Here is a 19764-nt window from a genome sequence, read left to right as displayed (position 1 = left end):
GTTCGCGGGGGCTTGTTTGTGTAACACCCGCCCGCCCCCAACCCCGGGCCGCGGGGGGCTCCGCGGGTCGACTAACTAACTCGGCCACACCCCCCGCTCGCCGAGCGGTCGGGGCTCGGCGAGCGGGACGGCGGGCAGGAGCGGCCCGCCCGGTGGGACGGCGGGTGGTGGGGTGTGGGGAGCTGGGGATGGTGAGGTGACGGGAACCGCGGGTGGTGGGGTCGTGGGAAGGAGCGGTGCCGGTGCGGCGGGCGAGGAACGCGCCGCCGGAGCCGAGGAGGGCGTCGGCTCGGCGGTGGCCGGTGCGCTGGTGTCGGTGCTCGTGGTCGACTGGGACTGCTGCGTCATCGAAGAGGCTCCCCTGGCTGAGCGTCGTCGCGGAGATCGTCGAAGGCCGACCCCAAGAGGGTCAACGCACGTTGCACATGTGGCAGTTCCAACGGCGAGGGTGAACTGAGGCATTCCCCCCGCTCCTCGTCGCTCGCGCCCAGCAGCGGTCCCGTCCCCAGCCGCACCCGCAGCGCCCCGAGGTCGTCCCCGAAGCGGTGGCCGCCCGGCGCGGGCATACCGAGCCGGGCGGTGAGGAAGTCCTCCAGTTCCTGTGCGTCGCCGACACCGCGCGCGGTGAGCCCGGCGCGCAACGGGCCGAGGTCCACGTACAGATGTCGGCCGGCCCGTGGCGGCCGTGCGAGGGCACCCGCGCCGGTCACCACGTCGTGCGCGGCGGCGGCCACGCGGGCGTGCAGGCGAACGGCCGTCGTGAGTCTCCCGGTGACGGCGTCCGGCTCGCCGAGCGCGTACGAGGCCGCCTCGGCGACCGGCCGGGCGACGCGGGCGCCGAGCACGGTGAGTACGTCGAGGACCCGGGCGCGCAGCAGGACGCCCGCGTCGGTGAGCGGGAAGCGCGCCACGGCGGCGGGCCAGCCCTGCGGCAGGAAGGCCCCGGAGAGGTCCGCGATGACGGTGACCTCTTCGGGGAGCATCTCGGCGGGGCTGAGCAGCACGGTGTCGTGCGGCCGGTGCAGGGTGTCGCGCCAGGTCTCGTCGCTGACCACGTGCAGTCCCTCGGCCACGGCGGCCTCGACGGTCTCGTGGACCACCTCGGGCGGTGCGACGGTGGCCGTGGGGTCGTCGGCGACGGAGAGGACGAGCAGCCGTGGATCGCCGCCCTCGGCGCGGACCCTGCGGACCGTCTCCAGCAGCGCGTACGGGTCCGGCAGTCCCCCGCACTCCGCGGGCGTCGCGACGTGGAACACGGACCGGCCCAGCAATCGCACCTGCGGGGCCCACCAGGCGGCGCACGGTCTCGGGACCAGGACGTCGCCGCCGAGCGCGCCGGTCAGGGCGAGGAGCAGCGCGGGGGCGCCGGGGGCGGCGGCGACGCGGTCGCGCTCGGCGGCCAGGCCCCGCCGGTTCCAGTAACCGCGGGCGGCGTCGAGGAGCGCGGGTCCGCCGCCGGAGGGCTCCGCCTCGGTGTGGTCCGCGGCGGCGGCGATGACGGCGCGCAGTTCCGGCAGGACCGGCAGGCCCTGGTCGGGGAGCGGCGGGCCGTAGCGGACCGGACCGTGCCCTTCCGGTACCGTCCGCCGCATCCGTGCCTCCGCGCAGTCCGTGATGCCGTGCCCTGTCCCTGCCGCCCCTGCCGTCCGCTCCGCCGCGTCGCCGCGCGTGATCCGCTTCGGTGACTCCGTACCCACGCGTCGGTCCCGCCATGGGTGGCCGCCGGGTTGCGCCCGTCACACCGTCAGCGGCCGGCGGACAGGCGCTCGCGGCACAGACGGTGGGCGGCCGCGCCGAGGGCGCCCACGATGAGAAGTGCTCCGGCGATCAGGGCCGGGACGGACTCGGCGAAGGCACCGCCCTCACCGGCCTCCACCCCGTGCTGGGCACCCGTGGGGCGGTCCCCCGTGCCGTCCACGCCGTCGCGGCCGGCCCCCTGAGACGCGTCGCCGCGGCCCGCGCCGTTCGGGGAGTCCGGGGCGGTGTCGTGAGGGGCGGCCTGGGCGGAGCCGGGGGCGTGGTCGCGACCCGCGCCGCCCGGAGCGTCCCGACCGCCCTCATGAGCGGTACCCGGCGGGACGTCCGTACCGCCCTCACGAGCGGTACCCGGCGGGACGTCCAGGGCGTCCCCGCGGCCCGCGTCCTCAGGGGCGACCGGGACACTGTCACGAGCCGTGCCGGGAGGAACATCCTGAACGCCCTCACCGACGGCGTTCTCGGGAACGGCCGGGACGCTGTCGGGAACGGCACCCACGGGCGGGTCCTGGAGCCCCTCACCCGCGGCGCTCCCCGGAACGACCGGGACGTCGCCCGGTACGTCCCGGGGAGCGGCCGGCGCGCCCGCCTCGCCGGGGACGACCGGAACACTGTCGGGGCCCGCTCCCGGAGCAACCCCCGTGCGACCACCTCCACCGGCGGTGGTCCCGGGGTCGCCCCCGACCGGGACGTCGCGTGGAGCCTCCCGAGGGGCGACGGGGGCCGCACTCGGGACCTCCCGGGGGACGGCCGGAGTCTCACTCGGCACCTCCCGAGGAACAGCCGAGGCCACACCCGGCGCCTCCCGAGGAACAACGGCGGCCTCACGCGGCACTTCCCGAGGAACGGTCGGGGTGTCACGCGGCACCTCCCGAGGAACGGCCGACGCCACACCCGGCACCTCCCGAGGAACAACGGCGGCCTCACGCGGCACTTCCCGAGGAACGGTCGGGGTGTCACGCGGCACCTCCCGAGGAACGACCGACGCCACACCCGGCGCCTCCCTGGGAACGGCCGGAGCCTCACCCGGCACCTCCCGAGAAGTGCCGTGCGTGGTGTCGGGGGCGTCGTGGGTCACGCGGTACGACGCCTTCCACGGCCGCGCGTGGCCGCCCGGCGCGACGGGACACTCACCCTCGACGGCCCGCCCGCCGATCCCGGCGTGTCCCGAGCCGCCGCGCACCGCGGCACCGGACGGAACGCGGACCGTGCCGCGGTAGGTGACGGACTTCGTGTCCGCGCCGTCGCTGACCCGGCGCAACCTGACCTCTCTCCCCCCGAAGCCCGCGGAGCGGCCGTCGACGGACTCGGGCGGCGCGCTGCCCGTCGCGGCACAGGAGACGGAGACGACGACGAGGTCCCCGGGTCTCACGGAGCTCGGCACGACCCGGAGGCCCGGATCCGCGGACGCGGCCGAGGCGGCCGCGCCCAGCGCGGTACAGGCCAGGGCGGTGGCGGACAGCACACGGGCGGTACGGCGCATCGGCTCGGCTCCTTCGGAACGACTCCGTCTGAAGGGGCACGGCCGTCGTGCTCCCCGAGCCCATCACAGCCCGCCCGGTCCCGAGGCGCGCGCGGCCGGACACCATTCGCGGGACGGGGGCACCCGAGCGGGTGACTCCGGCGAGGCGCCCGTCGGCCCGGGAGGAGGCGGTCCGGAAAGAAGCGGTCCAGGCGGAGGCGGTCCGGGAGGAAGGCGCGTCTGCCGTTCCGGACCGCGGCCACGCCCGGCCTCGACGGCCGAGGCGACGTCGGCCGGTTCGCGCCGGCTTCCCCGCGGGACGCGGTGCGGCACCCTGAAGGCGGTGTCCGCGTCACAGCCCAGGACGGTCACGGCCCAGAACCGTCGCAGCCCAGGACGGTCGCAGCCCAGGACGCGTACGGCGATGCCGCGCGCCTGGTCGACCACCGGCGCGGTGCGCGGTGCGGTGCCGAGCGGGGCGAGCCCGGCCGGCGCGGCATGCCAGGAGCGGTCATGGACGAGACAGGTCATGGCGAGCTCGCCGAGCGCGCCGTCGGGGCCCCCGGAGTCCATGCCGCGGGCGCCGCCGCGGGGTCGTCGCGCGGACGTGGGCCCCGCTGGCTGTGCGTCCCCCTGGTTTCCTGGGCCGGCCCCGCGAGGGTGCGAGTCCGCGTGCCGGACCGCCCTCACCCGCGCCTCCCCCAACGACGGGTCCAGCCGGGCCGCGCCCGGTGGGCCGGTCAGGCCGCGTCGCGCAGGACCTGGTTGCGCAGTCGCGCGCAGCACCGGCTGATCAGCCGGGAGACGTGCATCTGCGAGATGCCGAGCTGTTCGGCGATGCTGCTCTGGGTCATGTCGCTGAAGAACCGCATGTAGAGGATGGTGCGTTCACGCTCGGGCAGGGCCCGCAGCCGGGGCTTGACGGCCTCTCGGTCGATCACGACGTCGAGGGCGGGGTCGGCCGAGCCGAGGGCGTCGCCGAGCGAGTACCCGTCGTCGCCCCGGAGTTCGGCGTCGAGGGAGAGCGCGCTGAAGCTCTCCAGCGCCTCCAGGCCGGCCTGGACGTCCTCCTCGCTCATCCGGGCATGCGCGGCGATCTCGGCGACGGTGGGCCCGTGGCCCGAGACCGTCCCCGACAGTTCCTGCTGGGCGAACCGCACGCGGTTGCGCAAATCCTGGACACGACGCGGCACATGGACGGTCCACATGTGGTCGCGGAAGTGGCGCTTGATCTCACCGGTCACGGTCGGCACGGCGTAGCTCTCGAAGGCGTTCCCGAGTTCGGGGTCGTACCGGTCGACGGCCTTGACCAGGCCGAGCGCCGCCACCTGCCGCAGATCCTCCAGGTTCTCGCCCCGGTTGCGGAACCGGCCCGCGAGCCGGTCGGCCATGGGCAGCCAGGCCTCGACGATCTCCTCGCGGAGTGCGTCGCGCTCCGTCCCCGGGGGGAGTGCGGCAAGCCTGCGGAATGCTTCCACGGTGTCGGGGGCGTCGTCGTGCGGGTGGCGTTTCGCGCTCACTTGGTTTCGCATGGTGCGTCGCAACTCCCTTGCAAGTGCCTTGGGTTGGACGGTCACCGTGGGAGTGCGGGTGCGCCGGACAGGCACACCCGTGGCGAGAACCCGATGGCTCCCACGGACGTGCCTCCTGTCCGAAGCACTGAAATTCCGCCTGCCCCTGCGCGGTCGGCGCAAACCCCTGATGTGCGGGGCGGGTTGGCGGGCACCCGACGGGCATGGGCCGCGGTCCCGGGGGTACTGCTGAGGCACCCGCACCCCCGGCGGGCGAGAACCCGGCAGCGGGCCCACGGCCGGGTCCGGTCCGGGCGGGAAGTGCGGTCAGCCCGCGGAGTCGGCCGGTCTCGGGGACCTCGCGGTGTCCGGGTTCCCCGGCTCGGCGCTCGCCGGCATCAGTCGTGCCGAACGGCGCACGGGGTGGCCGGGCTCGGCGCCGGTGTCAGCGACGGCGCCGGAGCGGCGGGGGTCCGGTCGCGGCTGCGAGGGGAGCGACCGGGCGCCCGCCGGGAACGCCGGCCGGAGTGTTCAGACAGCTCCTCCGAAGACCCGGTCCCGGGCCCCCTCGCGGGTGCGGCCCGGGGCGACCGGACGGCGCGGGTGACGGCGCAGGTACTCGCCCTCCAGCTGGGCCATGCGCACGTTGTGGGTCCGCAGCGCGTCGTTCGAACCGTGGAGCAGCGTGTCGTGGCGCGTCCGGTGGATCGTCTCCAGCTCTCTCATCAGCTGCTGGTCGTCCAGCCGGTCAGGGTCGACTCCGGTCATGGTGGTACCCCGCTCGTCGTGTCCTGCGGCGTGGTCCGGGTGCCCGCCGGGCACGCACTCCCGCGAGTGGCGCCCGGGCGACGTCCGGGAGGGAACCATGGATCTCGCCGTCCTCCCTCCACTCTACGAACATCCGGGGCCCCGGGCATTCCACGGGCGCCGGACGCCGCCGGGGACTACGGGACAGCCCTCAGCGGGCCCGCTCCACACGCCGCTCGTCCCAGACCGGCTCCGGGGTCTCCCTGATCCGGCCGTCGGAACCGAAGACCAGATAGCGGTCGAAGGAACGGGCGAACCAGCGGTCGTGGGTGACCGCGAGGACCGTCCCCTCGTACGCCTCCAGGCCCTCCTGGAGTGCCTCCGCCGACTCCAGGTCGAGGTTGTCGGTCGGCTCGTCCAGCAGCAGGGCGGTGGAGCCCTCCAGCTCCAGCAGCAGGATCTGGAAGCGGGCCTGCTGACCGCCGGAGAGCTTCTCGAACCGCTGCTCGGCCTGGGCGGTCAGTTCGTAGCGGCGCAGTCGGGACATCGCGGCGCCGCGGTCCTGGGAGTGCTCGCTCCACAGGATGTCGAGGAGCGTGCGCCCCTGAAGCTCGGGGTGGGCGTGCGTCTGCGCGAAGTGCCCGGGGACGACCCGCGCGCCGAGCTTCCAGGCACCGGTGTGGGCGACGGTGTCGCCGGCGAGCAGGCGCAGGAAGTGCGACTTCCCGGAGCCGTTGGAACCGAGCACGGCGACGCGCTCTCCGTAGAAGACCTCCAGGTCGAAGGGGTGCATCAGGCCGGTGAGCTCGAGACCCTGGCAGGTGATGGCCCGCACCCCGGTCCGTCCGCCGTGCAGGCGCATCCTGATGTCCTGCTCGCGCGGCGGCTCGGGCGGCGGCCCTGCCTCCTCGAACTTCCTCAGCCGGGTCTGCGCGGCCTGGTAGCGGGAGGCCAACTCGTGGCTGATGGAGGCCGCCTGACGCAGGTTCAGCACCAGCTTCTTCAGCTGGGCGTGCTTCTCGTCCCAGCGCCTGCGCAGTTCCTCGAAGCGGGCGAAGCGCTCCTGGCGGGCCTCGTGGTACGTCGCGAAGCCGCCGCCGTGCACCCAGGCGTCGGCGCCGGTCGGGCTGGGCTCGACGCTGACGATCTTCTCGGCGGCGCGTGCCAGCAGCTCCCGGTCGTGGGAGACGAACAGAACGGTCTTGCGGGTCTCCTTGAGCCGCTCCTCCAGCCAGCGCTTTCCCGGTACGTCGAGATAGTTGTCCGGCTCGTCGAGGAGCAGGACCTCGTCGGTGCCCCGCAGCAGGGCTTCGAGCACCAGCCGCTTCTGCTCACCGCCGGACAGCGTCCGCACCAGACGCCACTGCGCCTTCTCGTACGGGACGCCCAGCGCGGCCATGGTGCACATGTCCCAGAGGGTCTCGGACTCGTATCCGCGCACCTCGGCCCAGTCGGACAGCGCCTGCGCGTAGCGGAGCTGGGAGGCCTCGTCGTCGACGGTCATGAGATCGTGCTCGGCGGCGTCGACGGCCTGGGCGGCCTGCCGGATGCGGGGCGGCGCCACGGACACGAGCAGGTCCCGTACGGTCGTCTCGTCCCGTACCGAGCCCACGAACTGACGCATCACACCGAGGCCGCCACCGACGGTGACGGTCCCCCCGTGCGGCTTCAGCTCCCCCGAGATCAGCCGGAGCAGCGTGGTCTTGCCGGCTCCGTTCGGTCCGACCAGGGCGACGACGGCCCCTTCCCCCACCCGAAACGACACGTCGCCGAGCAGCGCCCTCCCGTCGGGAAGGTAGTACTCAAGATGTGCGGCTTCGAGGTGTCCCATGGTGAGGCATTCTCCGTGGAGGCGGGGCCGCCCGGCAAACCCATATCGGATCGGCGTCACCACAGGTCCGCGCGCACCCGCCGGGGGCCTGGCCCGAGGCCCGGCCCCGCACGGGGCGCACCCCCTGATTCCGGGTCCCCGCGGCCCGGCCGGGGGCGGCGGAGCGGGGTGGGGGCGGAAAACCCCCCGGCGCGGGTAGTCGCACCCCATGACCACCACCCCTGACATCGACCTCACCACCGTCCCCCCGGGCCCTCACCCCCTGCGGAGCCGCTTCCTGACGGCGGACTCCCGGCTCTTCGAGGCCGTCGCGTCCCGCCACTGGCCCGGCGGCGACCGGCTCCTGCCGAAACTGAGTCACAGCGCGAACCACGGCCTGCTGTGGTTCGCCACGGCGGCGGCCCTCGCCGCCACCCGCACCCCCCACGCGCGCCGTGCCGCGGCGCGGGGTATCGCCTCGCTGAGCCTCGCCTCCGCCACGATCAACACCGTCGGCAAGCGCACGGTGCGCCGCCCCCGCCCGTCCCTGGCCCCGGTCCCCCAGGCGCGCCGGCTCAAGCGCCAGCCGATCACCACCTCGTTCCCGTCGGGCCACTCCGCGTCGGCCGCCGCCTTCGCGACGGGTGTGGCACTGGAGTCGCGCGGCTGGGGCGCCGCCGTGGCACCGCTCGCCGCCGCGGTGGCCCTGTCCCGTGTCTACACCGGCGCCCACTTCCCGAGCGACGTCCTCGCGGGCGCGGCTCTGGGAGCCGCCGCCGCGTACGCCGTGCGGGGCGTGCTCCCGGGGCACGGTCCGCGCCACTGAGAACGCGACGTCCACATGGCGAGACACAGGTCTCAGTATCCGACACGTGGGCGTACGGTGATCCATGACCGACGGGAAGAGACGAAGGGGAACGGTCATGCCGAAGCCTCAGGAGACCGCTGTCTACACACACGGCCACCACGAGTCCGTACTGCGCTCGCACACCTGGCGCACCGCCGCCAACTCCGCGGCCTATCTGCTCGACTCGCTCAAGCCGCACATGAAGATCCTGGACATCGGCTGCGGCCCGGGCACGATCACCGCCGACCTGGCGGAACTGGTTCCGGACGGACAGGTCACCGGCGTCGACCACGCGCCAGGGATCCTGGACCAGGCCCGTGCCACGGCGACCGACCGCGGTCTGCGCAACGTGGAGTTCGGGGTCGCGGACGTGCACGCCCTGGACTTCCCGGACGACACCTTCTGCGTCGTCCACGCCCACCAGGTGCTGCAACACGTGGGTGACCCGGTTCAGGCGCTGCGCGAGATGCACCGGGTCACCAGGCCCGGCGGCTTCATCGCCGCCCGTGACGCGGACTACTCGGCCATGAGCTGGTATCCGGAGGTACCGGGCATGACCGACTGGCTGGACCTCTACCGGCGCGTCGCCCGTGCCAACGGCGGCGAGCCGGCCGCGGGCCGCCGTCTCAGGTCGTGGGCGCTGGCCGCCGGGATCACCGACATCACCGCCACGTCGAGCACCTGGACCTTCGCCACCGAGGCCGAGCGCGAATGGTGGAGCGGGCTGTGGGCCGATCGCACCCTGGCCTCGGCGTACGCGGACCGGGCCACCGAGGGCGGCCACGCGACCACCGATCACCTGCGGGCCGTGTCGGAGGCGTGGCGCGAGTGGGGCCGGCGCGAGGACGGCTGGTTCGCCGTGCTGCACGGGGAGATCCTCTGCCGGAAGGCCGTCTGAACCGCCCGGCCGAGGACGGGTGAACCGCGCGGCCGAGACCGTGTGAACCGCCGGCCCGGCGGCGGGTGAACCGCCCGCGCCGGGATGCGTCCGAAACGATCTCCTTCGGGGACGGCCCCAACTAGGCTCGTCCACATGGAGATTCTGGGAACCACGTTGCGTGTCTGCGTCGACGACCTGGAGGCTTCGGTCCCCTTCTACGAGAGACTGGCGGGCGTGCGCGCCTTGCGGTACGAGCGCGGGGGCGTGTCGGTCGCCGCGGTGGGCTGCTTCCTGCTGATGAGTGGACCGCGGGCCGAGCTGGACGTCCTGCGCAAGGTCGCCGCGACCATCGCCGTCAAGGACGTCGAGGAGGCCCACCGGGTCCTCGGCGAACTGGGCGCGCACATTCTGGCGGGGCCCGTGGGGACACCCGCGGGCCGCAACCTGATCGCCATGCACCCGGACGGGGTCGTGTACGAGTACGTGGACCGCGGGACGGACCGGTAGCCGGTCCGTCCTGGCCCCTTCCGCCCTCGTACGCCGGGAGGCCGGGGAGCCGGGGAACGGCCGGTCAGCCCCGGCACCCCGCCCCTCCGGCTCCCGCCCCTCCGGTCTCCGTTCTCCGGGGGCGGACCCGTCAGTCCGGATCGACGCGCCACGCGTCCGCCGGCGGACGCATCCGGAAGTCGTACCGCTCGGGCAGCGCCTCGTCGGTCAGCCGGGCCCACAGCGCGCCGATCGCCTCGGCCCCCTCCCGCAGATCGGCGACCTCGAACCCCGCCTCGAAGACGGCCCGCGCGCCCTCCCGGTCGCCCTCCGCGAGCAGCAGTTCCGCCTCGATCAGCCGGAACCGGCCCCGCTCGCGGGTCGCGGGCCGCAGCCTCTCCCAGACCGTCCGGGCCTCGGCCGTCCGCCGCACCGCGAGCAGCGCGGCGAGCGCCTCCCGTCCGAGGGCGGCGGTGGCCGCGGTCCACGTCACACCGTCGTCACGACGCTCCTGGCACAGGTCGTCGAAGGCCTCGGCGTACCGGTCGGCGGCCCGCTCCCGGTTGCCGGCCTGCTGGTCGGCGACGGCCAGGCAGCGCAGCAACGGCCAGAGGGACGGGGCGAGTTCGAGGGCCCGCTCCCAGCTGCGGACCGCCTGGGCCACATCCCCCGCGTGCCACTGGGCCACGCCGAGGTGGTACTCGGCGAGCGGCTTGGCGGGCGCCGTCTCCAGCATGTCCCGCCAGTGCCGGGCGACCAGCGTCTCGCCCGGCGGCCCGACCCGCCGCGGCTCGGGAAAGGCACCGGTCCTGAGCAGTTCCACCCACGGCGCCTGTGCCTCCCCGAGCGTGGACTCGTCGAAGGGTGTCCCCGGCAACTTGTAGGTGGCGCGCAGCACTTCGAGGGCGCCCCAGCCGGACCCGGTGTGCAGCACCTCGCCGGGCTCGGTGTCGGCGTGCGGGAGCCAGGCCGCGTACGCCGCCTCGACGTCGGCCCGTGGCAGGGCGCGTTCCAGACGGCCCTCCACCTCCGCCCGCGCCGCGGCCCAGTCGGCTCCGTGGACCGTCCGCGCGCTCGCCTCGTCCGCCGCCAGCGGCCCGTACGACTCCAGCCATGTCACCTCGCTCTCCGCGTCCAGCCGCACATGCTCCAGCTGGGTGCGGGCGAGTCCGGCCTGGATCTCGCAGTAGCCGCCGGTGCCGGGCTCGGTAAGCCACTCCTGCCAGCGCCGCCCGCCCGCGCCGGAACCCCAGACGAACAGCTTGCGTCCGCGCAGCAGGTCGGTGGACGTCTGCACGAGCCCCTCGCCCGCGTCGTCGAGCGCGGCGATCCAGCGGCGCTGCCCGTCGGGCACGTCGTAGAAGTAGTCGGCGGGGAACTCGGCGCGCGGCGGGCGGGTGCGGTCGACGCCCTCGTGCTCCGGGACCGGCACCCGGCGCAGCCGCCGCTCGTAGCCGAAGTGCCAGGCCTCGTCCGCCGGCACGAGCACCCTGCGCCGCTCGGGGACGGCGATGTTGGACCACCAGTACACCGGGGCGGGCTTCTGGTGCGGGTTGCGGACGCGGACGCCGACGTGCAGGAAGTCGGAGCCGTCCGGCAGCCACAGGTCGACCTGGAAGGGCAGGTCGCGCAGCCGTTCCCACTCCCACAGCCGGAGCATCTCGCCGCCGTCGGGGGCCGGGACCCGGGCGGCGTGGACGGGTGCGCAGGAGAGCGCGGTGTGTCCGGTCGCGCCGATGTTCCACTCGATGCCGCCGGAGAACCAGGCGCCGTTGAGCGCGAAGCAGGCGGGCTGGAACACCGGGTTGCGGTACAGGAGTTCGCGCCGCGAGGGCTTGTGGAAGAGGGAGGCGACACGGCCCCCGCGGGACGGCAGTACGGTGACCCGCAGCCGGTCGTTCTCGATGACGATCGTGTCGGTCGCGCGCGGCGTGCGGTGTCTGCCGTAGCCGTCCCGGACACGCTCCGGCAGGACGTCACGCAGGGGCTCGTAACCGATCTGCCGGGCCATGTCACGGGGGAGATTCTCGCGGTCCCGGTCGTCGATGCGGTGCGTCTCGTCGAGCGGCCGCAGGGGCGGCAGGGGGTTGCTGGGGCCCAACTCCGCTGACGGCAGCGTCATTACGTCACGTCGGATCGTCGTCACGACGACCATGGAACAGCGACATCGGCCACCTGACCAGGGGTTCCGCTCGTCAGGATACGGTCAGGATTACGCAAAGGCGGCTGTGCCGACCGGTCCGGGGCGGCGGCGGGCCCGCGGCGGACGGGGGCCCTGCCGGGCCCGGCGGGTCACGGGGAAGAGGTCATCTCCGAGGTGATCGCCCACCGTTCGTGGTCGCGCCAGGCCCCGTCGATGTGGATGAAGGCCGGCGAGAAGCCCTCCAGCCGGAAGCCACAGCGCCGCGCGAGCGCGATGGAGGCCGCGTTCCCGGGCTGGACGTTGATCTCCAGCCGGTGCAGCCCCAGTGTCGTGAAGGCGTACCGGACCACGAGCCCGAGCCCCTCGGACATCAGCCCCCGCCCCGCGGCGTGCGCGAAGGCGCCGTATCCGAGCGCCCCGCTCAGAAAGCCGCCCTCGACGATGTTGTTGATGTTGATGAAGCCGGCGATGGCCCCGCCGTCCCGTTCGCAGACGAGGAATCCGGCCTTCGTGGGGTCCTTGATGAGCCGGCCCGCGTACGCCGCGTAGGCGTCGGGGCTCCCGGGCGGGAAGAGCCAGGGCTGGTGCAGGGCCTTGCTCTCGCGGACCCGCGCGGTGAACTCGGCGGCGTCCTCGTACGTGAAGTGCCGTATGCCCGCGCGGGGGCCCTGGGCGAGATAGGGGGAGTCGTTCTCAGACATCCGGCCACAGTACGCCGCCGCGGCTCTGCGGCTCCGTGGTCTCCACGTTCTCACGGCCGTCGCCTCGTGGAGTACGCCCCGCACAGAGCGCCGATCGCCCCGGTGCCCAGCAGCGCCATCCACAGGGGCGTGGTCACCTCCGGGACCAGCAGCCGGATCTTCGTGCTCCGGGTGTTCTCGAAGACGAAGACCAGGGCGAGGAGGACCAGCGCCATGACGGTGGTCCTGCCCGGTGTCATCAGCCCGGCGCCGCTCTTCGCCCCGCTCGTGCCGGAGGCGTCGGGAGTCTTCGCACTCATGCGCCCAGCATGGGCCGCGGGAAGGCGGCCCGCTCGGCGAGGGGTTCCTCCGGGTGACCGGGGGTGAGGACGCCGCCTTCACCCTCACCGCCCGGGAGGTCACCCCTACGCCCCGGGACAGCCCTCAGGCGAGTGCAGGCTCGTCCAGCGTCAGCGTCCCCGCGTCCGCGTCCAGTTCCGCCCCGACGCCGAACGGAACGGTGAGGGCCCCCTCGCAGTGGCCGAACCCGAAGTGCTCGACGACCGGCACCCCGAGGCCGCCCAGCCGGTCGGCGAAGACGGCCCGCAAACTCTCGTACGGGCCGCAGTCCACCCAGGAACCGAGCGCGATCCCGGCGACCTGGTCGAGCCATCCGGCCCGTAGCAGCTGGGTGAGGATCCGGTCGAGCCGGTAGGCCTCCTCGCCGATGTCCTCGATCAGCAGCAGTCCGCCCCGGGCGGAGGCACGGGCGTGCGGTGTGCCGAGGTCGGCGGCCAGCAGGCTGACGCAGCCGCCGAGGGTGACCCCCCGGGCCCGCCCCGGTACCAGCACACCGCCCGCGTCGGTCGTGAGCGTGCGCACGGTCTCCGGCTCGAAGAGCGTCGCCCGCAGGTGTTCCTGCGTCCGCGCGTTCTTCAGGAAGTCGACGGCCGCGACCATCGGCCCGTGCAGGGTGACCAGCCCGGCGCGGGCGGCGAACGCCTCGTGCAGTGTGGTGATGTCGCTGAAGCCGAGGAACACCTTGGGGCCCGCGGAGCGGATCGCGTCCCAGTCGAGGAGGTCGACCATGCGCTGCGCGCCGTAGCCGCCGCGGGCGCAGAGCACCGCGGACACCCCGGGGTCGCACCAGGCGGCCTGGAAGTCGGCGGCCCGGTCGGCGTCGGCGCCCGCGAGGTAGTTGAACTCGGCGTGGCGGTCCAGCACATGGGGGGCCACCACCGGATCGAGGTCCCAGCCGCGCAGCAGGTCGAGGCCCGCCTCCAGCCGCTCCTCGGGCACGGGACCGCTCGGCGAGACCACGGCGACGCGGGCCCCGGGTGCGAGACGGGCGGGACGGGTCAGGGACTTCACTTGAGGAGCTCCAGGGTGGGGATGCCGGGCGGGTTCAGACCGAATACCTGCGCGTACAGGGAGAGTTCGGCCTCCAGGGCGCGCACCATGGTGTCGGCGCGGCGGAATCCGTGCCCCTCGCCCTCGAAGGCGATGTAGGCGTGCGGGACGTGGCGCCCCGCCATCCTGGACAGGAACCGTTCGCACTGCGCGGGCGGACAGATGGGGTCGTCGAGCCCCTGGAGGAGCAGGAACGGCGCGGTGATCCGGTCGGCGTGCTCGGCGGGCGAACGCTCCACGTAGCGGCCCGGCACCTCGGCGAGCGGACCGATCAGCGACTCCAGGTACTGGGACTCGAAGTCGTGGGTCTCCCCCGAACCCCAGCTGGTGAGATCGAGGATCGGGTACAGGATGGTGCCGCAGGCGTAGACGTCGGTGGCCGTGAGGGACGCGGCGGCCGTCCAGCCGCCCGCACTGCCGCCGCGGATGGCCAGCCGCCGCCGGTCGGCGGTGCCCTCCTCCGCGAGGGCGGCGGCGACGGCCGCGCAGTCCTCGACGTCGACGACGCCCCACTGCTCGCGCAGCCGGTTGCGGTACTCCCTGCCGTGTCCCGCGGAACCGCCGTAGTTGACCTCGGCCACACCGATGCCGCGTGAGGTGAAGTAGGCGATCTCCAGGTCGAGGACGAGGGGGGCCCGGCCGGTGGGGCCGCCGTGCGCCCAGACGACGTAGGGCGGCAGTTCGTCGCCGGGGGCGACGTGGTCGGGGTGGTGCGGTGGATAGACGTGGGCGTGGATCTCCCGGCCGGCGGGACCGGTGAAGGTGCGGATCTGCGGCTCCGGGTAGTACGCGGGGTCCACCGGGTCGTCGTGGGCGGCGCCGACCACCCGGGCCCGCCCGGTACGGAAGTCCAGCTCGACGACCTCGTAGGCGCTGCGCGGGCTGGCCCCGACGCCCAGGATGCGGCTGCCGTGCACGGCGAGTGTCGGCGTGAACTCGGTCCAGGGGCCGGCCGCGTCGACGACCTCGCCGGTCTCCGGGTCCAGTATCCCGAGCGCGGTGGCGCCCCGTCCGTGCACCACGGCCACGAGCCCGCTCGGGAGCGGCGCGAACCAGCGGTACCCGATCTTCCACAGCGGGCCGCCGAACTCCTCCTCCCGGGTGCAGACGGGCGTCTCCCGTCCGAGCCGGTACAGGTTCCACCAGCCGGTGCCGTCCCCCGCGTACAGCAGGGTGCCGTCGGCGGCCCAGTCCGCCTGGGCGATCGACTCCTCGGGGCCGCCCGCGACCACCCGCGGGGCGTGCAGGGTGCCGTCCCCGGTGACGTCCGCGAGGACGAGCTCGGTGCCGTCCCAGGGCATCCGCGGGTGGTCCCAGGCGATCCAGGCCGCCTGCCGGCCGTCCGGTGACAGCCGTGGCCCGGTGGCGAACCGGTGGCGTGCGCCGGTGAGTTCACGCACGGCGTCCCGGTCCTGTGCGGCCGACCCGTCGAGCGGCACCGCTGCGGCGACCCGTCGTACGTCGGTCGGCCCGTCGCCGGTGAACTCCTCCATCACGCACCACACTTCGCCCCGGTCGGGGCGCAACTGCGGGTCCACCCAGCGCAGTCCGCCGCCGATGCCGGACACGGGCGTGAGGGGGCGCGGCTCGGCGCCCGGCTCGTACGCGTACAGCCGCTGGTCGGCGAAGTTCACGAAGACCACGAACGGTCCCTCGGGGCGCATCTCCCCCGCCCAGGGCTGTCCGCCGTACTCGATGACGCGGCTGCGGACGTTCCAGGGGGCGGGCAGTACCGACTCCTGTGTGCCGTCGGCGTGTCGCCGGACGAGGGTGCGCCGGCCTCCCTCGGCGGGCCGGGGTTCGGTCCACCAGGCCTCGTCGCCGACGAATCCGGCGAACTCGGGATGCCCGTCGTGCGCCGCGGCGAGCGCCGCGTCGATGGGCGAGGACCATGATCCGTATGCCAGCGTCCGCATGCCGTCCCCCTCAGGCCGTGCGCAGAAAGCGGTCGAGAACCCGGACGCCGAAGTGCAGTGCCTCGACGGGGACGCGTTCGTCGACGCCGTGGAAGAGCGCCTGGTAGTCGAAGCCCTCGGGCAGCTTCAGCGGCGCGAATCCGTAGCCGGTGATGCCGAGGCGCGAGAACTGCTTGGCGTCCGTGCCGCCCGACATGCAGTACGGCACCACGTGTCCCCCGGGCGCGAACTCCTCGACCGCCGCCCGCATCCGGCGGTACGTCACCGAGTCCACCGGCGCCTGGAGGGCGACCTCGCGGTGGTCGAACTCCCACCGCACGTCCGGTCCCGTCAGGTGGTCGAGGGTGGCGCGGAACTCGTCCTCGGTGCCCGGGAGATGGCGGCCGTCCACGTACGCGACCGCCTCGCCGGGAATCACGTTGACCTTGTAACCCGCGCTGAGCATGGTCGGGTTGGCGCTGTTGCGCACGGTGGCCTCGACGAGCGCGGCGGCGGGGCCGAGCTTGCGCAGGAGTTCGTCCACGTCGCCGGGGTCGTCGAGGTCCGCGTCGACCCCGTAGAGCGCGGCGAGTTCGGTGAGGGCGGCGCGGACGGTCGGCGTGATCCTGATGGGCCACTCGTGCGAGCCGATCCTGGCGATCGCCGCGGCCAGGTGTGTCACGGCGTTGTCCCGGTTCACCTTGGAGCCGTGTCCCGCCCGGCCGCGCGCCGTGAGCTTGAGCCAACCGGTGCCGCGCTCCCCCGCCGCGATGGGGTAGATCTCCCGGCCGCCGCCGTCGTGGAAGGTGAACGCCCCGGACTCGCTGATGCCCTCGGTACAGCCCTCGAACAGCTCCGGATGGCGGTCGGCGAGGAACCCGGAGCCGTCCTCCGCGCTCGCCTCCTCGTCGGCGGTGAACGCGATCACGAGGTCGCGCCGGGGCCGCACACCGAGGCGCGCCCAGCCGCGTACGACCGCGAGGATCATCGCGTCCATGTTCTTCATGTCGACCGCGCCGCGCCCCCAGACGACACCGTCGCGGATCTCCCCGGAGAACGGGTGCACGCTCCAGTCCTCGGCCTGCGCGGGCACGACGTCGAGATGACCGTGGACGAGCAGTGCGTCGGCGGAGGGATCGGTGCCCTCCAGTCGCGCGACGACGTTCGTACGGCCCTTGGTGCGTTCCAGAAGGACGGGTTCGAGGCCTGTCTCGGCCAGCAGCGCGGCGGCGTACTCCGCGGCCGGCCGTTCCTGGCAGTCGCCGCCGCCCCGGTTCGTCGTGTCGATGCGGATGAGGTCGGACGTGAACCGTACGACCTCGTCCAGTGCCTGTTCGTCAGCCATACTGCTCCTCCACCGCAGCCGAGACGATCGTGGTGACCGCTTTGAAGGTGCGGATTCCCTCGTACATGGTGTCGTTGGTGTAGGCGACTCTCCGCTCACCGGTGCGTTCCACACCCGGCACGACGGTCGCCGCCATCGACAGGTGCTCCGCGTCGAACTCCACCGCCACCGTGAAGGGGCCGCCCACCACCGGTTCGTGGCGTACGGCCAGCGCTGCCGCCTCCTTGGCGGCGGCCCGGATGTCGGCGGCGGTCCGGGACGGCGTACGGCACACCGCGGCGTACCGCGACACATGGTCCTTGACGGCGACCTTGAGCGCCCCCGGCGCGTATCCGAGCGCGTCCTCGCAGGCCAGGTCGTCGCCCGTGACGAGGACGACGGGGACGCCGTACTCGGCGACGACGTGCGAGTTGAGCAGTCCCTCACTGGCCCGTACGCCGTTCACCCACACCCCGGTGATCGAGTTCGCGAGGTAGGTGTGCGCGAGGACGCCCTCCGTGCCGGCGCCCGTGTGGTAACCGACGAACGCGATCCCGTCCACGTCACCGTGCTGCACGCCCTCCACCATGGACAGCGACTTGTGGCGGCCGGTGAGCATCTCGGCTCTCTCGTCGAGCTGTTCGAGCAGCAGGTTCCGCATGGACCAGTGCGCCTCGTTGATCAGCACCTCGTCCGCGCCGCCGTCGAGGAAGCCGAGCACGGCGGCGTTCACGTCCGAGGTGAACATCGAGCGGCACCGCTCCCATTGCGGCGTCCCCGGCAGCACGTCGGCCGGCCAGGTCACCCCGGTGGCGCCCTCCATGTCGGCGCTGATGAGGATCTTCACAGCACACCCTCTTCGCACAGGTCAGCGGCTTTCTCCATGTCGGGTCACGCTACGCGGCGACGCGGCGCCGGGCCAGGACGCCATGCGTGGACATAGCGGCCCGAACCGGTCCCGCGGCATGCTTCGCGACCGTCCGGCGGTCAGGGTTTCACGGCGACCGCGGGGATCCGCGGGAGGGGGCCGCTTCGGCGGGCGCCGGCGGCGGGGCGATCGCACGGCCGCCGATCGGGGTGTCCGAGGGTCCGGGGGCCCGGCTCCGGCACGACGGGCCGACGCGGCCGGGATCAGTCCTCGTAGACGGTCAGGACGACGCCGTCCAGTTCGATGCGGCGCGGCGTCCCGCCCTCCCCGCGCACCAGGGCGTCCAGGCAGCGCCGGAAGAGCTTCAGCTCCTGCTCGCTGAGGACGGCGGCGGCGAGGTCGAGCAGTTCGGCGAGCGCGCTCTCGGTCAGTATGTCGGGCAGTTCGCCGGAGAGCAGGACGACGGACTCGCCGGTACTGCCCCGGACCACGGCGGTGGTGGGTCCTCCGTGCACGAACAGCACATGTCCCCCTGGGTGACACAGGGGTCGTGCGGCTCACGTGCCCCGAGCAGAATGAGAGACTAGCTGTGGATCTTGCCGGTTTCGGCGGTTCTGGATTCTTTTACCGGGAACCCCGGAAAGGGGAACCGCGCCGGCCGTCCGTACGTCTATGCCGTACGCCCTCGGCGGGCCCCGCGGCGCGACACCCACCGCCGCCGGGCCGCGTCCGGACCATGCCGGGTCCGCCCTCCTGACGGCCCCCGGCCGATCCGGCCCGACGCCCCCGAGCCGGGCCGGGCGTCAGGGCGGACGGGTCAGGAGTCAGGCCGACGGTCAGCCCCGGTGGGCGTCGCGGCCCAGGAGGGACTCCACGAGCGCGGCGACATGGCGCCGGTCGTCGACGGAGAGCTGCTGGACGCTCGCGATGAGCAGGTCCACCTCGGGGTCGGCCGACGCGCCGGCCTCCACGACCGCGGACGCCGGATCGGTCGCGTACACGTGGATGCCGCAGGCCTCCGCGGCGGCACGGCGCACCGTGTCCAACGACAGTCCAAGCCCCTTGGACAGCCCTTCCAGCGTGCTGGGCTGTGGCATGCGCACCACTCGCTCGGCCGTCGCCAGGTGATGGACCGTGGAGCGGGGGATGCCGCCCCGACGTGCCACTTCCCCGTAGGACCAGCCCTCACGGTCGAGGCGATCTCTGATGATCTGCTGCAGTGCGTTGGCCACCGATGGTCACTTCCTGCTCGCCGCCGGGCGGAACTCTTCCAAGCGGGATCGATTCTACGTGGGGCTTCGCTCAGGCCCCAGAAGTCTTTCCCCGAACCGCTTGCGCGGCGAGCTCCGGGGCTACTACTGTCCAATCTCGTTGGACAGCACGTCCGACAAGATTGGACGAAGTTTGGGGGGAACCTGCCTTCGTTCGATCGGAAATGTCTATCCCTGAGGGGGAATTGATCATGATGGACAACCGTGAACTCGACACCGAGTCCGCCGAGCTGCTGCCTGGCCGCGAGGCCCTCGGACGCCTGAAGTTCAGCTTCGGCCGCACCACCAACGTGACCAAGCACGTCGCCAACATCAGCGCCCACAACGAGTCGGCCGCGCTCAACGACCACTCCAGCTGGTCGGACGCGTCGTCCAGCGCTGCCCAGGCCATCAACGTCTCGCAGTAGTCCGGCACGGGACGCCCGCCCGCGTCCCCGCCCACCTCCGCGACACCGGACGCCACGCCCGCGTCCGCCCTCGCGTCAGCACCACGACCACATCAACGAACCACGTCCCGAAAGGACATCCCATGAGCATGGACATGAACGAGCTGCAGTCCGAGTCCGCCGAGCTGCTGCCCGGCCGCGAGGCCCTCGGACGCCTGAAGTTCAGCTTCGGCCGCACCACCAACGTGACCAAGCACGTCGCCAACATCAGCGCCCACAACGAGTCGGC

The 19764-nt window shown here is 73.4% G+C and carries 17 protein-coding genes and 1 pseudogene; 4 read left to right on the top strand and 14 right to left on the bottom strand.

Annotated elements, in window-relative coordinates; genetic code table 11:
* Nucleotides 1-344: 344 nt before the first annotated feature.
* The 5 genes from ACFV2J_RS05910 to ACFV2J_RS05890 form a co-directional block, all read right to left on the bottom strand.
* Nucleotides 345-1592: an aminotransferase class I/II-fold pyridoxal phosphate-dependent enzyme gene (locus ACFV2J_RS05910; protein ID WP_385437573.1), complete on the bottom strand. Its 1248-nt coding sequence runs from the start codon at nucleotides 1590-1592 to the stop codon at nucleotides 345-347.
* A 152-nt stretch (nucleotides 1593-1744) separates the two neighbouring features.
* Nucleotides 1745-2254, bottom strand: coding sequence for a hypothetical protein (locus ACFV2J_RS05905; RefSeq protein ID WP_385098234.1), 510 nt, complete (start codon nucleotides 2252-2254; stop codon nucleotides 1745-1747).
* Nucleotides 2255-3957: 1703 nt separating this feature from the next.
* Nucleotides 3958-4749 carry an RNA polymerase sigma factor SigF gene (locus tag ACFV2J_RS05900; protein WP_385093958.1) on the bottom strand — a complete coding sequence of 264 codons (792 nt, stop codon included), beginning with the start codon at nucleotides 4747-4749 and terminating at the stop codon, nucleotides 3958-3960.
* A 510-nt stretch (nucleotides 4750-5259) separates the two neighbouring features.
* A complete protein-coding gene (locus ACFV2J_RS05895) occupies nucleotides 5260-5496 on the bottom strand; it encodes a DUF6158 family protein (RefSeq protein ID WP_385437479.1) in 237 nt (78 codons plus the stop codon).
* Between the two features lie 190 nt (nucleotides 5497-5686).
* Nucleotides 5687-7306: an ATP-binding cassette domain-containing protein gene (locus ACFV2J_RS05890; protein ID WP_385093964.1), complete on the bottom strand. Its 1620-nt coding sequence runs from the start codon at nucleotides 7304-7306 to the stop codon at nucleotides 5687-5689.
* A 208-nt stretch (nucleotides 7307-7514) separates the two neighbouring features.
* Here ACFV2J_RS05890 and ACFV2J_RS05885 point away from each other — a divergent pair.
* The 3 genes and pseudogenes from ACFV2J_RS05885 to ACFV2J_RS05875 all read left to right on the top strand — a co-directional run.
* Nucleotides 7515-8090, top strand: a pseudogene (locus ACFV2J_RS05885) (phosphatase PAP2 family protein); the annotation flags it as partial.
* 118 nt (nucleotides 8091-8208) lie between these two features.
* Nucleotides 8209-9030: a class I SAM-dependent methyltransferase gene (locus ACFV2J_RS05880; protein WP_385093967.1), complete on the top strand. Its 822-nt coding sequence runs from the start codon at nucleotides 8209-8211 to the stop codon at nucleotides 9028-9030.
* Between the two features lie 135 nt (nucleotides 9031-9165).
* The gene (locus tag ACFV2J_RS05875) at nucleotides 9166-9519 is read left to right on the top strand and encodes a VOC family protein (RefSeq protein WP_385093970.1); all 354 of its coding nucleotides are present in this window, start codon (nucleotides 9166-9168) and stop codon (nucleotides 9517-9519) included.
* Between the two features lie 130 nt (nucleotides 9520-9649).
* On the opposite strand, the gene ACFV2J_RS05870 is transcribed toward ACFV2J_RS05875, so the two are convergent.
* The 9 genes from ACFV2J_RS05870 to ACFV2J_RS05830 form a co-directional block, all read right to left on the bottom strand.
* The gene (locus ACFV2J_RS05870; RefSeq protein ID WP_385437476.1) at nucleotides 9650-11653 is read right to left on the bottom strand and encodes a DUF5107 domain-containing protein; all 2004 of its coding nucleotides are present in this window, start codon (nucleotides 11651-11653) and stop codon (nucleotides 9650-9652) included.
* Between the two features lie 137 nt (nucleotides 11654-11790).
* Nucleotides 11791-12342: a GNAT family N-acetyltransferase gene (locus ACFV2J_RS05865; RefSeq protein WP_385092171.1), complete on the bottom strand. Its 552-nt coding sequence runs from the start codon at nucleotides 12340-12342 to the stop codon at nucleotides 11791-11793.
* 50 nt (nucleotides 12343-12392) lie between these two features.
* A complete protein-coding gene (locus ACFV2J_RS05860) occupies nucleotides 12393-12641 on the bottom strand; it encodes a DUF1049 domain-containing protein (protein WP_385092168.1) in 249 nt (82 codons plus the stop codon).
* A 124-nt stretch (nucleotides 12642-12765) separates the two neighbouring features.
* Nucleotides 12766-13692, bottom strand: a complete 927-nt coding sequence (locus tag ACFV2J_RS05855) for an LD-carboxypeptidase (RefSeq protein WP_385092165.1) — start codon at nucleotides 13690-13692, stop codon at nucleotides 12766-12768.
* Nucleotides 13689-15647 carry a prolyl oligopeptidase family serine peptidase gene (locus ACFV2J_RS05850; RefSeq protein WP_385437473.1) on the bottom strand — a complete coding sequence of 653 codons (1959 nt, stop codon included), beginning with the start codon at nucleotides 15645-15647 and terminating at the stop codon, nucleotides 13689-13691. The genes ACFV2J_RS05855 and ACFV2J_RS05850 overlap by 4 nt, the downstream gene beginning before the upstream one ends.
* Before the next feature lie 10 nt (nucleotides 15648-15657).
* Nucleotides 15658-16971, bottom strand: coding sequence for a M20/M25/M40 family metallo-hydrolase (locus ACFV2J_RS05845; protein ID WP_385092159.1), 1314 nt, complete (start codon nucleotides 16969-16971; stop codon nucleotides 15658-15660).
* Entirely contained in the window at nucleotides 16964-17797 is an 834-nt protein-coding gene (locus ACFV2J_RS05840; RefSeq protein WP_385092156.1) for a M55 family metallopeptidase, read from the bottom strand. Before ACFV2J_RS05840 ends, ACFV2J_RS05845 begins: the two co-directional genes overlap by 8 nt.
* 284 nt (nucleotides 17798-18081) lie before the next feature.
* Nucleotides 18082-18342: a hypothetical protein gene (locus ACFV2J_RS05835; RefSeq protein ID WP_385092154.1), complete on the bottom strand. Its 261-nt coding sequence runs from the start codon at nucleotides 18340-18342 to the stop codon at nucleotides 18082-18084.
* Between the two features lie 312 nt (nucleotides 18343-18654).
* Nucleotides 18655-19050 carry a helix-turn-helix domain-containing protein gene (locus ACFV2J_RS05830; protein WP_385092151.1) on the bottom strand — a complete coding sequence of 132 codons (396 nt, stop codon included), beginning with the start codon at nucleotides 19048-19050 and terminating at the stop codon, nucleotides 18655-18657.
* Nucleotides 19051-19280: 230 nt separating this feature from the next.
* On the opposite strand from ACFV2J_RS05830, the gene ACFV2J_RS05825 reads away from it, so the two are divergent.
* Entirely contained in the window at nucleotides 19281-19496 is a 216-nt protein-coding gene (locus tag ACFV2J_RS05825) for a hypothetical protein (RefSeq protein ID WP_228120476.1), read from the top strand.
* Nucleotides 19497-19764 lie beyond the last annotated feature (268 nt).

It is taken from the genome of Streptomyces sp. NPDC059668, from assembly GCF_042734135.1.
Lineage (GTDB): Bacteria > Actinomycetota > Actinomycetes > Streptomycetales > Streptomycetaceae > Streptomyces.
The sequence above is the reverse complement of the archived record's forward strand: the minus strand, read 5'-3'. Positions and strand labels throughout refer to the sequence as shown.

Bases quoted from the DNA above. Each gene is read 5' to 3' on its own strand.
- ACFV2J_RS05900 (WP_385093958.1), bottom strand. From the start codon at position 4,749: ATGCGAAACCAAGTGAGCGCGAAACGCCACCCGCACGACGACGCCCCC.
- ACFV2J_RS05890 (WP_385093964.1), bottom strand. From the start codon at position 7,306: ATGGGACACCTCGAAGCCGCACATCTTGAGTACTACCTTCCCGACGGG.
- ACFV2J_RS05865 (WP_385092171.1), bottom strand. From the start codon at position 12,342: ATGTCTGAGAACGACTCCCCCTATCTCGCCCAGGGCCCCCGCGCGGGC.
- ACFV2J_RS05850 (WP_385437473.1), bottom strand. From the start codon at position 15,647: ATGCGGACGCTGGCATACGGATCATGGTCCTCGCCCATCGACGCGGCG.
- ACFV2J_RS05870 (WP_385437476.1), bottom strand. From the start codon at position 11,653: ATGGTCGTCGTGACGACGATCCGACGTGACGTAATGACGCTGCCGTCA.
- ACFV2J_RS05825 (WP_228120476.1), top strand. From the start codon at position 19,281: ATGATGGACAACCGTGAACTCGACACCGAGTCCGCCGAGCTGCTGCCT.
- ACFV2J_RS05860 (WP_385092168.1), bottom strand. From the start codon at position 12,641: ATGAGTGCGAAGACTCCCGACGCCTCCGGCACGAGCGGGGCGAAGAGC.
- ACFV2J_RS05880 (WP_385093967.1), top strand. From the start codon at position 8,209: ATGCCGAAGCCTCAGGAGACCGCTGTCTACACACACGGCCACCACGAG.
- ACFV2J_RS05910 (WP_385437573.1), bottom strand. From the start codon at position 1,592: ATGCGGCGGACGGTACCGGAAGGGCACGGTCCGGTCCGCTACGGCCCG.
- ACFV2J_RS05875 (WP_385093970.1), top strand. From the start codon at position 9,166: ATGGAGATTCTGGGAACCACGTTGCGTGTCTGCGTCGACGACCTGGAG.
- ACFV2J_RS05895 (WP_385437479.1), bottom strand. From the start codon at position 5,496: ATGACCGGAGTCGACCCTGACCGGCTGGACGACCAGCAGCTGATGAGA.
- ACFV2J_RS05845 (WP_385092159.1), bottom strand. From the start codon at position 16,971: ATGGCTGACGAACAGGCACTGGACGAGGTCGTACGGTTCACGTCCGAC.